The following is a 13,483-nucleotide window of genomic DNA, read 5'->3' as shown; positions in this document are numbered from 1 at the left end:
TAAATGGCAGGGGCGGCTGGATTCGAACCAACGGATGCCGAGATCAAAACCCGGTGCCTTACCACTTGGCGACGCCCCTAATTTGATGTTGTATTAAATGGCAGGGGCGGCTGGATTCGAACCAACGGATGCCGAGATCAAAACCCGGTGCCTTACCACTTGGCGACGCCCCTAAAATACAACGATCTACAGATGTAAATAATGGCAGGGGCGGCTGGATTCGAACCAACGGATGCCGAGATCAAAACCCGGTGCCTTACCACTTGGCGACGCCCCTAAAATACAACGATCTACAGATGTAAATAATGGCAGGGGCGGCTGGATTCGAACCAACGGATGCCGAGATCAAAACCCGGTGCCTTACCACTTGGCGACGCCCCTAATGCGGCAGAACTTTAATATTTTTACTGTTATCTGTCAAGGTTTTTTCACAAAAAACCAATGCAGAAAAGTCAGTAATTTATTCTGTCTTTTGAACTTAAAAATGGCAGGGGCGGCTGGATTCGAACCAACGGATGCCGAGATCAAAACCCGGTGCCTTACCACTTGGCGACGCCCCTAATTTGATGTTGTAAATAATGGCAGGGGCGGCTGGATTCGAACCAACGGATGCCGAGATCAAAACCCGGTGCCTTACCACTTGGCGACGCCCCTAAAATACAACGATCTACAGATGAAAATAATGGCAGGGGCGGCTGGATTCGAACCAACGGATGCCGAGATCAAAACCCGGTGCCTTACCACTTGGCGACGCCCCTATCATTACACTTTAAAATGAATAAGTGGTGATTCATTCAAACTACTAACCAAATAGGCTTTGCAAGGTGAATGATTTAAAATATCATCAATCTTCATTTTTTCAGTGACTTCAACAAAAACACAAGCACCTGTACCTGTAAGCTTTGCTTTACCGAACTGATCTAAGTATTGCATTGCTTCATCGACTTCAGGATATAAACTTCTTGCCAGTGGCTCAAAGTTATTTCTAAAATCAGATGGCTTTAGCTGATAGGCGCAAAATTTAGTAGGCTTCGTATCTCTTGTCAATGTTTTTTGCGAAAAAAGTAGTTGAGTGCTGATAAAACAATCAGGTTTTAACACAATGTATTGTTTTTGATCTAAGTCTATGAATGTTAAGTGTTCGCCGATCCCTTCTGCCCATGCATTACGACCATGTACAAAGATTGGAACATCTGCGCCCAGTTTAACACCAAGTTCAGCCAATTGTTCAGTATTTAAACCACATTGCCACAGCTGGTTGACCACAATTAAAGCCGTTGCTGCATTGGATGAACCGCCACCTAAGCCTGCACCCATTGGGATATTTTTTTCAATACGAACTTTTAAACCTGATATGTTTTGTGCATAAGGCTTTAAAATTTGTATCGCTTTGTAGATTAAATTTTGTTCTAGATCAACATCATTTAAGCCATCAATGTGAATTGCAGAATCTACCGTTTGAGTAAATTCAAGCCAATCGAACAAATCTATCAGTTGAAAAATACTTTGCAATTCATGGTAGCCATTTTCACGACGCCCTGTGATGTGCAAAAAAAGATTTAATTTAGCAGGTGAGGGGACTCGAATCATAGGATTGAAAACTTAAATGAATTAACGATTTTGAATGACCATTGTAATACGGTTTTCCTGATCTGCTTCAAGTTGTTGTTTTAAAATCAACTTATTTGGCAATTTAGCCTGATCTTTATAATTAAAATCGACAGTCCAGCCATCTTCAATAATTTGTGAAACTCGTTGTGTATTGTCTCGGGAAATTTTTGCATTTTCAGTCGCAGGAACAGCTTGAACCCAAGCGACAATATGGGTAATAGGTGCAATCCACCCCGTTGCTTTTTCCAACAATTCTTCAGGGTTTTCAGCAGAAATTAAACCTGTTTTGGAACTATTGAGCGTCACTTCACCTGATTTTCCTTCAATAATGGTTTTGCCAATGCCTAAAATTCCATTGAGTTGAATATTAAAATCTTGTTGGTCTTGTACCCATGTATAAAATGCGCTACCCGATTGCTTCGGTGTTTTTACACCAATTTTGCCTTCTAAACTGAATTGGTTCGTTGGTTTTTCAATCACGATGTCGGTTGCTGTGGAGGCTGGTGCGCCTACAGTGGTTGTGGTCTGTGTCGGTTTAACCACTTGTTGACAACCTGTAAATACCAGACTCGTCATGATGATAAAAGGGAAAGCAATTTGTTTGAAGTTACGCATAAAGGGCCATTAACTCTTTTTAATATGTTGCGGTAATATTAATGAATCTAATTGATTTAATTGAGGATCATTTGGATGATTTTGTTTGAGTTGTTGTAACACTTCATTAAATTGCGCTAAAGAACCTTGCATATACAAAGATTTTGCATAACGTACGCCAATATTAATGCTATGACTCAAATGATAAGCTTTGGCTAAGATTTGCGAAGATGCTTCAAAGTCATTTTGTAGAAATGTGATATAGCCTAGCGTATCTAGAATTGAAGCCTGTTCAGGAGCAAATTCTAAAGCATGTTCAGCATAAGATCTGGCTTCACTTAAGCGTCTGTTTTGTAAAGCTAATGTATAAGCGTATGCATTCAAATACGTTGGGCTATTAGGCTCTAAAATTAACAATTGTTTTAAGGCTTTATCCAAACGATCACGGTCTTCAAAGGGATCAAGCAGTAATACTTCTGAATATAAAATTTCAGGATCATCAGGCAGGTTTTTAACGGCTTCATTCAATAATCGCAAAGCTGCTTTTTTATTGTCCATACGTTTTAAAATTTCAGCTTGAGCTTGGTATAAAAAGCTTGCATGTTGCGGGTAATTTACACGTTCTTGTGTTAAGAAGCGCAAAGCATCATTTACTTTACCTTGTCGCTCATAAATCGAAATCAGGTTACGGCGTGAGACGGTATATAAATTGCCATCGACTAAACGATAGTAGGCTTTAGCAGTTTCATCATTTTGTTTTTTTTCAGCATTTACAGCAAGGTAAAAATAAGCTTCATTTTGATAACGAGATGAATAACGTAACTCAACCAAATATTGTTCAGCTTGATCAAGTTTCTTTAAATCAATTGCAGTCAATCCTGCAATAAATAGGGCTTCTTCTGCATCTGGCCAATTTTCAATGATTTTTTCTAGCTTTTCTAAGGCCAATTCATCCTGTTGTATTTTGATTAAATACTTCACTTCAGCCAAACGAATATCTAAATTATATTTATTCTTTTTACTACTGCGTGCATACCAATCCAAGGTTGCTTCTTGGTCGCCTAAAGCTTCAAGTAAATTGGCTTTCATCAGGATGAAACCAGTAACTTTAGGACGTTTGCGCAAAGCTTTATTGACGGTTTTTAAAGCTTGTTCAACTTCGTCATTTTGGGCTTCTAAACCAGCGATTAGGATCAAAACAGAAGGGTTATTCTTTTCTTTACTGGCTGTTAATGTGTTGAGTAGGTTTTGACGATCTTCTTCAGATTCAGGAGAAATACCTTCTAAAATCTTTTCAAGATCAGCATTTTGATCGATATTTAAAATACTATCGAGTGTTTCGGCAGCCAGTTCATATTCATGCGATTTAAGCGCAATGTGCGCTAAATAGAATTTTGCAGGGACATCTTCAGGTTCTTGAACAACCCAATGTGTCGCAATATCTAAAGCTGCTTGTAAATCATTTTGTTCAATTGCAATATTCAACGCACGTTGTTTAATGGTGGTTGAATTACTGCGAATCGCAAGGACGGTATAATTATGTAGGGCTGTTGCGCTATCGTGATACGCCAGTGAAAATTCAGCGATCATGCTTTGTTTTAATGCATTAGTATTATATTTTGTATGATAAAATTCTCCAGATGCTCTAATATGAGCACTAGAAGCCATGCTACCTACAAGTAAGAATGTGGTAGAATATTGCTTAATTGTCGAGCCGCTTAAGCGGTTGTTTATTTGACGCAATTTTTTTCCGAATCCAAGTAATGCTTTCTATGACACCGTTATTGCACAATAGCATAAATTTAGCGAAATGATGATCTGATATGTCTTTCTTTGCATTGGGTGTCAACCATCAAACAGCTTCAGTTGAGCTGCGCGAACAAGTGGCTTTTAATCCAGAACGATTAAAAGATTTATTTGCTCAGCAAAATGACCAACAAAATTTAAACGATATGGTGGTGGTTTCAACCTGTAATCGTACTGAAGTTTATGCCATGGCTGAAAATGCTGATATGGTATTGCATTGGCTCGCCCAAACCAACGGTATTGATGTAAAGCAATTGTCAAATCATGTATATCGTTATGAAAATACCGATGCGGTTTCGCATCTCATGCGAGTAGCAAGTGGTTTAGATTCATTGATGTTGGGTGAACCTCAAATTCTTGGTCAAGTTAAAACAGCTTTAGCTTTAGCAAAAGATGCTGACATTGTTTCTCAAGATTTAAGCCAAATTTTTGAATATGTTTTTTACGCAGCGAAGCGTGTGCGCTCAGAAACAGCGGTAGGCAGTCATGCTGTTTCAATGGGTTATGCTGTTGCTCAGCTCGCGTTGCAAGTCTTTAGTAAACCCAATCAACTGACCGTCATGGTGGTTGCTGCGGGTGAAATGAACAGTTTGGTTGCTAAACATTTGGCGGAAATGGGTGTTGCTAAAATTTTGATTTGCAACAGAAGCGTTGAACGTGCAGAACATTTAGCACAAGAAATTGCACATCGTGTTGAAGTTGAAATTATCCCATTCGCGGAGCTTACTGAAAATTTATATCGTGCTGATGTAATTTCAAGCTGCACGGGTAGCTTGCATCAAGTGATTGCATATAAAGATGTTAAAACTGCTTTGAAAAAACGTCGTTATCAACAGATGCTTATGGTTGATTTAGCTGTACCGCGTGATATTGACCCAAAAGTAGAAAGTTTGGATGGGGTATATCTGTATGGCGTCGATGATTTACAAGGTGTTATCGATGAGAATTTAGCACATCGTCGTCAAGCGGCTGTCGAAGCTGAAGTCATGGTCAATCAATTGGTTACTCAATTGATTACCCATCAACGAATTCACCAAGCAGGCAGCACAATTCAGCAGTTTCGTGAACATGGTGAAATACAAAGTCAGATTGAATTGGCCGATGCCTTAGAGCGAATTCAGGCAGGTGAAGATCCACAGCATGTTTTGGAAGATTTTTCACATCGTTTAACGCAAAAATTACTCCATCCGACTTCAATTATATTCCGCCAAGCTGCTCAGGAAGATGATCCTTCACATTTTGAATGGCTTAAAGAAAGGATTCACGATATTTTTGAACAAGAAAGAAAACCAAAAAGTATTAAATAACTTTGTTTATAAGAACTTTATTTCAAATAATTCCGCTTAAAAGAACTCTACTGAGTTTAAAGACAACACTAGTTATGCACTAACTTTAAACTGATTTGTCGAGTGAGCTCATTGAGTTGCTTACGTAAATTACGCGATTCACTCAAAGAAATCGGTGATTTAAGTTTTTGTTTTAGATATTTCTCTTGTAAAGCTAAAGAATAATCAGATGCTAACTTGTCTGCCATTTCAGGTGCTTCGGTAAATGCTTGAATATTGGTACGTTGCATAATGTCTGATAATTCTAAATGGTATGCACTACAAGCCCCTAAAATATAATAGGTTGCAAGTTCTTGATCATCAGGTAATTCATCAAAGATACGATCAAATACAGCTAAAATTTGTGCCAATAGCTCATTAGAATCGATAAAAGCTCGTAAAACTTCAAAATGGATATAAAGGAAAGGGTGTTGCATTAAAATTGCGATTGCAAACTCTTCATTGCCCATATTTTGTTTAAATGATAGGGTCGCATCCAAACTGACTTGAGGTTGCCATTTTTTATTGAATCCAAGTTTTTCTTTAAAAAATTGACGTAATAAATAGCGATATGAACCATGTTTGGGTAGCAATTCAGTTAATTGATTCAACTCTGCCATGACCTGACTTTTACCTTCAGGTGTACCAATTTCATAATTTTGACTGAGTAAAGCAAACACAAAATCAGACAATAATGGCGACTGTTGCCACAAACGATTGAATATTTCTAAGCCTTCTTTACGAATGAGTGAGTCTGGATCGTGTTCTTTAGGTAAGACAAAGAACTTCAGCTCACGACCATCATTGAGTAAAGGCAAGGCGATTTCTAAAGTGCGACGAGCCGCTTTTTGACCTGCGGCATCGCCATCAAAGGCAATCGTGATTTGGCTGTTTTGTTTAAATAAAATATTTAAATGATCTGCATTACTGGCTGTTCCCAATGTTGCCACAGCACCTGAAATACCGTTTTGTTGTAGGGCGATGACATCCATATATCCTTCAACCATGAGCCAATTCTGTGCTCGATCTTTACGACCTTCATATAGACCATAAAGCAGTTGGTTTTTATGAAAGACTTCAGAGTCAGGTGAGTTGATATATTTAGGCTTAATTTCATCATTAAGTGCACGACCACCAAAACCGACAACACGTCCTTTGCTGTCTCGAATTGGGAAGATGACTCGATCTCGTAAAAGGTCAAAATCACGACCACTATCACTGGTACGAATCAAACCAAGTAGTTTTAAACCTTCAATATCTTGTGGAAAGGCTTTTTCTAAGTGTTGCCAGTCTTCAGGCGCATAACCTAAACGCCAATATTGAATAGTTTCTTTACCCAATCCACGATGTTTAAAATAGTGCTGTGCAGTTTTACTGTTGGGTAACTGTCGCTCGTAAAATTGGGCAATATTTTCGAGCAAATCATAGAGATTGCCATCAATGGGAGGTTGATCAAAGCCTGCATCACCGAATTGTGTCGGGTCAAAGTTTTCAAATTCTGAATAATTTTGAAATGCTTCAAAAGGATCAATATCGACAGGTACTACAGATTCATTGGTTATTTTAGATGGCTGAGAATCCTGTGTTTTTATTTCAGGTTTGGGTTGAGGTTTTACTACTTCGCGTTTATAAGACAATTTTTTATTGTCGTGATTATCTTTTGGAAGTTCGACACCTGAATGACTTGATAATTCCTTCATCACGTCGATAAAGTTACGATTATCAATATCCATAAGAAAACGGATCGCATTACCATTGGCTTGGCAACCAAAGCAGTGGTAATACTGTTTGTCACGATACACATGAAAAGAAGGCGATTTTTCCTGATGAAAAGGGCAGCAGCCTGAATAGGTGCGTCCTGTCTTTTTCAATTTCACACGTTGACCAATCAGCTCGACAATGTCTGTGCGATCGAGAATTTGATCAATAGTGTGTTGAGGAATTGCCATAGAAAAGCCAAAATGAATACATAATTACAAAGGCAAAGTGTACCTTAGTTTGAAATTGAAAAATATCTATGCATAAAAAAGACGGGTAAAAACCCGTCTTAATCTGTCGTTCGTTTATATCGTTCGCTTAATATATGGTTATTTGCGTTGACCATCATATAAGCTTTCATCTGCACGTGCAGGCTCGCTTGAAACTTGACGATTTGGACGATCCAATAAGCCAAAACTAACCTTATTTAATAAACTTGCTTCTTGCTCAGTGGTTACCTGTGTTGGCGCTTCTTTGGCAATTTCTGCATTGTCACTACGTCCAAAAATACCTAAAGTGGCACGGTTCACCCAGCTTGCTTCTCTACGTGCAGCGCGTAAATTTACTTCACCATTTGATTTAACTAGATTTGGATAATTTTTCTTTAAAACATCAACATATTGTTGTGATGTTGCTTTATCCCCTAGTTTTTCATAACCATAAGCCATGGTTGCTAAAGCTTCAGGAACTTGAGGTGTTTGTGGATAATGTTCTATTACCCATTGAGAGCGTTCAACAGCAGCCAAATACGCTTTACGTTCAATATTAAAGCGAGCTGCATTCATTTCACTCTCAGCCAATTCTTGACCAATGAACTTCATTCGTTGCGCTGCATCTACAGAATATTGGCTCGATGGGTAACGACGAATTAAATCCACAAAGTTTTGATAAGCAACTTTCAGATAACCTACATCACGGTGCGCTTGTTTTAATGACGTATAACGCAACATGCTGTCATAGTTTTGCTCCATATTCGCAACACCACGAACATAGTAGGCATAGTCTAAATTTGGATGTTGCGGATTTAAACGAATAAAACGATCTGCAAGAGTGATTGTACCTTCAAAATCTTTTTGCTTAAATTTTGTATAAATCAATTCGAGTTGAGCTTGTTGCGCATATTGCCCAGTTGGATAATAAGTATCAATTGCCTCTAAAGATTTTGCAGCGTCGCCATATTGTCCATTATCTAGGGATTTCATCGCTTTTTTGAAATAAATTTGCTCGCTAGATTGAGGGCCTGTATCCACAACATCTTTCTTAGGATTGCTGCTACAACCTACAAAAGCTGTTGCTAAGCCTACAGTTAAAGCAAGCATTGTGACTTTATAACGTGGTAGCGACATAAAAATTCCTCTGTTTATACGGGCAATAGGCTACAATTGCGCTATTAAACCACTTTTGTCCGAATGAGCAAATGACTTCAGCACACTCTTCTAATTCTAATCTCTCAGAAAATGATTTCAATTTACTTGAAGATTCTGAGGATGCAGATAATCATAATTCTGCGCCGACTGCAACACGTTTATCGTTGCAATTTCAACTGGATGACAGCTATTTAGGGCAACGTATAGATCAAGTTGCAGCAACTGTTTGGAATGAGTTTTCTCGCGAAAAACTTAAACAGTGGATGAAGGATGGCCATTTGTTGGTAAATGGTAACATTGTCAAACCAAAGTATAAGTGCGAAGGCAATGAAATGCTGGCGCTTGAGGTTGAGCTTGAAGCTCAAACTTCGGCACAGCCTGAAAATATTCCTTTAGATATCATCTATGAAGATGATGACATCATGGTCATCAATAAACCTGTCGGTATGGTTGTTCATCCGGGTGCAGGTAATCCGAATGGAACATTGGTCAATGCGTTGCTTTATCATTATCCAAAATCAGCAGAATTGACTCGTGCAGGTTTAGTGCATCGTATTGATAAAGATACCAGTGGCTTATTAGTCGTCGCTAAAAATTTAGAAGCACAATTTTCACTCAGTAAGCAATTGGCTAAAAAAACGGTTTATCGTGTATATGACTTAATTTGTTATGGGACGATGATTGCAGGTGGTAAAATTGATGAACCGATTAAACGTCATCCTGTAGATCGTGTGAAAATGGCGATTTTGCCGGGCGGTCGTGATGCTGTAACGCATTACAATGTAAAAGAACGTTTTCAACATTTCACTCGCGTACAAGCACAACTTGAGACAGGGCGTACCCATCAAATCCGTATTCATTTCACTTATATTGGTTTCCCTTTAGTAGGTGATCCTATTTATGTGAGTCGTGTCAAAGTACCCGCTGGAGCTTCTGACAAATTAGCGAGCACTTTACGTGGTTTTAAACGTCAAGCTTTACACGCTTCAAAACTAGGTTTGATCCATCCGCAAACTAAGCAAGAAATGATGTTTGAAGCGCCGTGGCCACAAGACTTTATTGATCTATTGGATGTTTTACGTTCAGAAAATAAAGCTTATTAATTGAAAAAGTGAATTGAATAAAAGGATCAGAAAGCACATGCAATTTGTTCAAGGATTACCACAAGGTGTATTTGTCGGACAGACACATATCCAGCATCCTAAAGCTTTGGCTTCGGAGCAATCTGAGCTTGATGGTTTTAATTTGGCGTTGCATGTGAATGATGATCCGCAGCGTGTCCAAAGCCATCGCATGACCTTATTAGATGAGTTTGCAGAGTTTGGTGTCAATAAAATCACTTGGATGACGCAAACGCATAGCACAATCTGCCATACCATCAATGAAGAAATACCCTTAGTAGCACTTATTGGTGATGGTTTGGTGACGCAAAAAAAGGGTCATGCGTTAATGATGATGACTGCGGATTGCTTGCCTGTGGTTTTAGGCAATGCAGATGGTAGCGAAGTTGCTAATTTACATGCAGGGTGGCGTGGTTTAGCTGGTGGTATTGTTGAAAATACTATTGCAGAAATGCGTTCAAAACCAACATGGGCATGGTTAGGCGCTGCAATTAGTCAGCCTTGCTTTGAAGTTGAAACAGAAGTAAAAGATGCTTTTTGTTCGAAATATGCTGTATTGGCAACAGCTTTTCAAGAGGGTGAGCAAGCAGGCAAATATTATGCAGATCTCTATGCGATTGCGCGTTTTATTTTAAATCAACAGGGTGTTGCAACAGTTTTAGGTGGTGATCAATGTTCTTACCGTCAAGAACAAGATTACTATTCTTATCGTCGTCATGCCAAAACAGGCCGTATGGCAACATTCGTGTTTATGGCTTGAAGCTGTTAAACTTGACTAAAATTGTTTGTTATTCATCGCTATGTCCCTATCTTCTAAATCGATTGCAATTGTTTATCACAGTCCCTATGGGCATACCGCAAAAGTTGCTCAATCTATTGCACAAGGTATAGAGCAAGTTGGTGTTGTTGTACATATGATGAATGTTGAACATGTAGATTGGGATATATTAGACCAAGCTGATGCAATTATTTTTGGCTGTCCTACTTATATGGGAAGCCTAACTTCAGCATTAAAATTATTTATGGAACAGTCATCTAAGCGCTGGTTAGCACGTACTTGGCAAGGGAAATTGGCTGCGGGTTTCACCAATGGCGGTGGCTTAAGTGGCGATAAATTGGCTGTGCTTCAACAAATCAATCTGTTTGCTATGCAACATGGCATGCTATGGAGCGGTTTACCGCTGATGCCTACTGGGCGTGGATTGAATGACTTAAATCGCATGTCGAGCTTTTTAGGATTAATGACTCAATCTGATAATGCACCTGTAGAGGTCACGCCCCCTAAAGGTGACTTAGAAACAGCAATATGGTTTGGTGAATATACGGCATTGCAAGTGAATCGAATGAAGTAACTTATTGAGTTGAGATTAATTGTAAAAAACCTCCAAGCGGAGGTTTTTTTACGTATCGATTATTTTGTTGATTACTTATGCATGATGCGTGCTTTATCACGCTGCCAATCACGATCTTTTTCTGTTGCACGTTTATCATGTAACTGTTTACCTTTTACCAAGGCAATTTCAAGCTTAGCAAGAGGACCTTTCCAATAACAGGCTAAAGGCACACAGGTATAACCTTTTTGATTAATAGCGCCCATCAACTTTTCAAGTTCACGACGGGAAAGTAATAATTTACGTGTACGTGTTGCTTCTGGCACGACATGTGATGATGCAGAAAGTAAAGGTTGAATCTGAGCGCCAAACAGGAAAGCTTCATTATTTTTAAAGGTAATATAGCTTTCAGTGATCGTCATACGTCCAGCACGTAACGATTTCACTTCCCAGCCTTGCAAAGAGAGACCAGCTTCAAATTTTTCTTCAATGAAATAATCGTGGCGTGCACGTTTATTTAGCGCAATCGTCCCACTATTATTTTTTTTAACAACAATGTTTTTCGACATAATACAAATATTCCAAGAATAGTCTTATTTTGCCTCAAACTTGAGTCAAGGTGAAGTCATTTCAGAATTAAAAACCTGATTGTAAATGAGTTGAGGTTATTCGCTAATATTTCAGTTTTTGTTAAACTAGGTGCTTACTTCATAAACTAGAGTATAAATGGATGTCTAAAACTCGTGTCATCTATCCGGGGACTTTTGATCCAATTACCAATGGTCATGTCGATTTAGTGGCTCGTGCCGCCAGAATGTTTGATGAGGTTGTGGTCGCAATTGCGATTGGACATCATAAAAACCCAGTCTTTAGTTTGGAAGAGCGTGTAGATTTAGCTAAAATTTCGCTCAAACATTTACCCAATGTCGAGTTTGTTGGTTTTGATGGGCTACTGGTTAATTTTGCCCGTGAGCAAAATGCAACGGCAGTATTACGTGGTTTAAGAGCGGTTTCTGATTTTGAATACGAATTTCAACTTGCCAATATGAATCGTCAATTAGATCAGCATTTTGAAACAGTATTCTTAACACCTTCAGAGCAATTTTCATTTATTTCCTCAACGATGGTTCGGGAAATTGCACGATTAAATGGTGAAGTGACTAAATTTGTTCCGCAATGTGTTGTGGAAGCCTTTGATCGTAAACATCAACAAGGTTGGTAGCGTGTCTTTAATCATTACCGATGAATGCATCAATTGTGATGTGTGTGAACCTGTATGTCCAAACGATGCTATTTATATGGGTGAGGAGATTTATGAAATTAATCCAAACCTATGTACGGAATGTGTTGGACATCATGATCAACCACAATGCTCACTTTTCTGTCCAGTCGACTGTATTCCGCTTGATCCCAATCATGTGGAAAGCCAAGATGAGTTGATGGAAAAGTATAAAAAACTGATTGCTCAAAAAAGCACAAGCAATTAGCTGTAAAATTTGTTAGGATACGCCCCGAAGTGAGCTAGACGATCGCTGCTGTGGAAATCTCCGTGATTGAAGCAGGGGAGGAAAGTCCGGGCTTCAACGGGCAAGGTGCCAGGTAACGCCTGGGCGGTGTGAACCGACGGAAAGTGCAGCAGAGAGTAGACCGCCTTCAATATCGTTTCTTTTCGGAGAAATAGAAGGTAAGGGTGAAAGGGTGCGGTAAGAGCGCACCGCATGGCTGGTAACAGTTCATGGCATGGTAAACCCCACCGGAAGCAAGACCAAATAGGGATCCTTTAGGCATGGCCCATGCTGGATCCGGGTAGGTTGCTGGAGCGTATGAGTGATTGTACGCCTAGAGGAATGATCGTTCTCGACAGAACCCGGCTTATCGGCTCACTTCAACAAATTTTGATCAATTAAGCGCATTAAGTACTTGACGTACTAAACATAACATCACATAATGCGCCCACAGTTTTTCGGCTATGTAGCTCAGTTGGTTAGAGCACCGCACTCATAATGCGGGGGTCACAAGTTCAAGTCTCGTCATAGCCACCATTTTTATAGACCACGTTCCAAAACGTGGTCTTTTTTTATCTAAAAAATATGCGAAGTCGCAATTATTATAGAAAGCAAAGATAAAATAGATAAATGATAAAAAGACTTCTTTTACCTTTCGTAATTAAAAAATAAAAATGTGTTTGAGTGGTTCAAATAAAAAAATCTATTGTTCCAAGCAAAAGATACTTCATTCAATTGAATTCATTATGTGATGTTTTACTTGAAAGTTTCGAGTCTAATTTCTATGGATATTTACTTTATTTTTTGAATCTGTGATCAAAATTTATCGCACATTAAAATTTCAGGTGAGTGCTTATATTATTGGCATAATACATTGAATTATTGCTGAAAGATTTGGAAGGGGAATACGCAGATATTCGATCGATAGTCAATCTAATTGGTTGAAAATTCAGTAAAATAATGGTTGCTAAAAAGTCCATTCAATATTATTTTAGCTGAATAGGAGCTATAAATTTTAGGCATAAAAAAACCAGCTTATTGCTGGAATTTTTATTGCACCATTTT

12 protein-coding genes, 8 tRNA genes and 1 other RNA gene are annotated in these 13,483 nt (G+C 38.8%); 8 read left to right on the top strand and 13 right to left on the bottom strand.

Annotated features, from left to right (window positions below; all coding sequences use genetic code 11):
• Positions 1-4 precede the first annotated feature (4 nt).
• From CDA10_RS01680 to CDA10_RS01635, 10 genes are all read right to left on the bottom strand, one after another.
• Positions 5-79: transfer RNA gene (locus tag CDA10_RS01680), tRNA-Gln, on the bottom strand.
• 19 nt (positions 80-98) lie between these two features.
• Positions 99-173: transfer RNA gene (locus CDA10_RS01675), tRNA-Gln, on the bottom strand.
• A 29-nt stretch (positions 174-202) separates the two neighbouring features.
• Positions 203-277: transfer RNA gene (locus tag CDA10_RS01670), tRNA-Gln, on the bottom strand.
• 29 nt (positions 278-306) lie between these two features.
• Positions 307-381: transfer RNA gene (locus CDA10_RS01665), tRNA-Gln, on the bottom strand.
• A 104-nt stretch (positions 382-485) separates the two neighbouring features.
• Positions 486-560: transfer RNA gene (locus CDA10_RS01660), tRNA-Gln, on the bottom strand.
• A gap of 19 nt (positions 561-579) precedes the next feature.
• Positions 580-654, bottom strand: a tRNA-Gln gene (locus CDA10_RS01655).
• A 29-nt stretch (positions 655-683) separates the two neighbouring features.
• Positions 684-758, bottom strand: a tRNA-Gln gene (locus tag CDA10_RS01650).
• 4 nt (positions 759-762) lie between these two features.
• On the bottom strand, positions 763-1,590 hold the full coding sequence (gene ispE, locus CDA10_RS01645; protein ID WP_089603793.1) for a 4-(cytidine 5'-diphospho)-2-C-methyl-D-erythritol kinase: 828 nt from the start codon (positions 1,588-1,590) through the stop codon (positions 763-765).
• 21 nt (positions 1,591-1,611) lie between these two features.
• A complete protein-coding gene (gene lolB / locus CDA10_RS01640) occupies positions 1,612-2,226 on the bottom strand; it encodes a lipoprotein insertase outer membrane protein LolB (protein WP_089603792.1) in 615 nt (204 codons plus the stop codon).
• 9 nt (positions 2,227-2,235) lie between these two features.
• Positions 2,236-3,948: a tetratricopeptide repeat protein gene (locus CDA10_RS01635; protein WP_089603791.1), complete on the bottom strand. Its 1,713-nt coding sequence runs from the start codon at positions 3,946-3,948 to the stop codon at positions 2,236-2,238.
• An 80-nt stretch (positions 3,949-4,028) separates the two neighbouring features.
• Between CDA10_RS01635 and hemA the strand changes: the two genes are divergently transcribed.
• Positions 4,029-5,318, top strand: coding sequence for a glutamyl-tRNA reductase (gene hemA / locus CDA10_RS01630; RefSeq protein ID WP_089603790.1), 1,290 nt, complete (start codon positions 4,029-4,031; stop codon positions 5,316-5,318).
• Between the two features lie 68 nt (positions 5,319-5,386).
• Here hemA and CDA10_RS01625 read toward each other — a convergent pair whose 3' ends face one another.
• Together CDA10_RS01625 and CDA10_RS01620 are read right to left on the bottom strand one after the other, a co-directional pair.
• Positions 5,387-7,285 carry a DNA primase gene (locus tag CDA10_RS01625; protein WP_089603789.1) on the bottom strand — a complete coding sequence of 633 codons (1,899 nt, stop codon included), beginning with the start codon at positions 7,283-7,285 and terminating at the stop codon, positions 5,387-5,389.
• A 138-nt stretch (positions 7,286-7,423) separates the two neighbouring features.
• A complete protein-coding gene (locus tag CDA10_RS01620) occupies positions 7,424-8,440 on the bottom strand; it encodes an outer membrane protein assembly factor BamD (protein WP_089603788.1) in 1,017 nt (338 codons plus the stop codon).
• Between the two features lie 71 nt (positions 8,441-8,511).
• On the opposite strand from CDA10_RS01620, the gene rluD reads away from it, so the two are divergent.
• From rluD to CDA10_RS01605, 3 genes are read left to right on the top strand one after another with little or no spacing between them, the layout of a single operon-like run.
• Entirely contained in the window at positions 8,512-9,564 is a 1,053-nt protein-coding gene (gene rluD, locus CDA10_RS01615) for a 23S rRNA pseudouridine(1911/1915/1917) synthase RluD (RefSeq protein ID WP_089603787.1), read from the top strand.
• 37 nt (positions 9,565-9,601) lie between these two features.
• Entirely contained in the window at positions 9,602-10,342 is a 741-nt protein-coding gene (pgeF, locus tag CDA10_RS01610) for a peptidoglycan editing factor PgeF (protein ID WP_089603786.1), read from the top strand.
• 40 nt (positions 10,343-10,382) lie between these two features.
• Positions 10,383-10,934: a flavodoxin family protein gene (locus CDA10_RS01605; protein ID WP_089603785.1), complete on the top strand. Its 552-nt coding sequence runs from the start codon at positions 10,383-10,385 to the stop codon at positions 10,932-10,934.
• A 71-nt stretch (positions 10,935-11,005) separates the two neighbouring features.
• Here CDA10_RS01605 and smpB read toward each other — a convergent pair whose 3' ends face one another.
• Positions 11,006-11,482 (bottom strand): SsrA-binding protein SmpB, encoded by a 477-nt coding sequence (gene smpB / locus CDA10_RS01600; protein ID WP_010113174.1) that lies wholly within the window; start codon positions 11,480-11,482, stop codon positions 11,006-11,008.
• Positions 11,483-11,643: 161 nt separating this feature from the next.
• Here smpB and coaD point away from each other — a divergent pair, with 161 nt between their 5' ends.
• The 4 genes from coaD to CDA10_RS01580 all read left to right on the top strand — a co-directional run bounded on the left by coaD (position 11,644) and on the right by CDA10_RS01580 (position 12,955).
• Positions 11,644-12,135 (top strand): pantetheine-phosphate adenylyltransferase, encoded by a 492-nt coding sequence (coaD, locus tag CDA10_RS01595; protein ID WP_089603784.1) that lies wholly within the window; start codon positions 11,644-11,646, stop codon positions 12,133-12,135.
• Between the two features lies 1 nt (position 12,136).
• Positions 12,137-12,400 (top strand): YfhL family 4Fe-4S dicluster ferredoxin, encoded by a 264-nt coding sequence (locus tag CDA10_RS01590; RefSeq protein WP_089603783.1) that lies wholly within the window; start codon positions 12,137-12,139, stop codon positions 12,398-12,400.
• A gap of 26 nt (positions 12,401-12,426) precedes the next feature.
• An RNA gene (gene rnpB, locus CDA10_RS01585) (RNase P RNA component class A) lies at positions 12,427-12,804 on the top strand.
• 74 nt (positions 12,805-12,878) lie between these two features.
• A tRNA-Met gene (locus CDA10_RS01580) sits at positions 12,879-12,955 on the top strand.
• The last annotated feature ends 528 nt before the right edge of the window (positions 12,956-13,483 follow it).

This window comes from Acinetobacter piscicola, from assembly GCF_002233755.1.
GTDB classification, from domain to species: domain Bacteria; phylum Pseudomonadota; class Gammaproteobacteria; order Pseudomonadales; family Moraxellaceae; genus Acinetobacter; species Acinetobacter piscicola.
The sequence above is the reverse complement of the archived record's forward strand: the minus strand, read 5'-3'. Positions and strand labels throughout refer to the sequence as shown.

What these genes read in the sequence shown, in the direction of transcription:
- smpB (WP_010113174.1), bottom strand. Translation starts at nt 11,482, where the DNA reads ATGTCGAAAAACATTGTTGTTAAAAAAAATAATAGTGGGACGATTGCG.
- rluD (WP_089603787.1), top strand. Translation starts at nt 8,512, where the DNA reads ATGACTTCAGCACACTCTTCTAATTCTAATCTCTCAGAAAATGATTTC.
- CDA10_RS01620 (WP_089603788.1), bottom strand. Translation starts at nt 8,440, where the DNA reads ATGTCGCTACCACGTTATAAAGTCACAATGCTTGCTTTAACTGTAGGC.
- pgeF (WP_089603786.1), top strand. Translation starts at nt 9,602, where the DNA reads ATGCAATTTGTTCAAGGATTACCACAAGGTGTATTTGTCGGACAGACA.
- hemA (WP_089603790.1), top strand. Translation starts at nt 4,029, where the DNA reads ATGTCTTTCTTTGCATTGGGTGTCAACCATCAAACAGCTTCAGTTGAG.
- coaD (WP_089603784.1), top strand. Translation starts at nt 11,644, where the DNA reads ATGTCTAAAACTCGTGTCATCTATCCGGGGACTTTTGATCCAATTACC.
- lolB (WP_089603792.1), bottom strand. Translation starts at nt 2,226, where the DNA reads ATGCGTAACTTCAAACAAATTGCTTTCCCTTTTATCATCATGACGAGT.
- CDA10_RS01625 (WP_089603789.1), bottom strand. Translation starts at nt 7,285, where the DNA reads ATGGCAATTCCTCAACACACTATTGATCAAATTCTCGATCGCACAGAC.
- CDA10_RS01605 (WP_089603785.1), top strand. Translation starts at nt 10,383, where the DNA reads ATGTCCCTATCTTCTAAATCGATTGCAATTGTTTATCACAGTCCCTAT.
- ispE (WP_089603793.1), bottom strand. Translation starts at nt 1,590, where the DNA reads ATGATTCGAGTCCCCTCACCTGCTAAATTAAATCTTTTTTTGCACATC.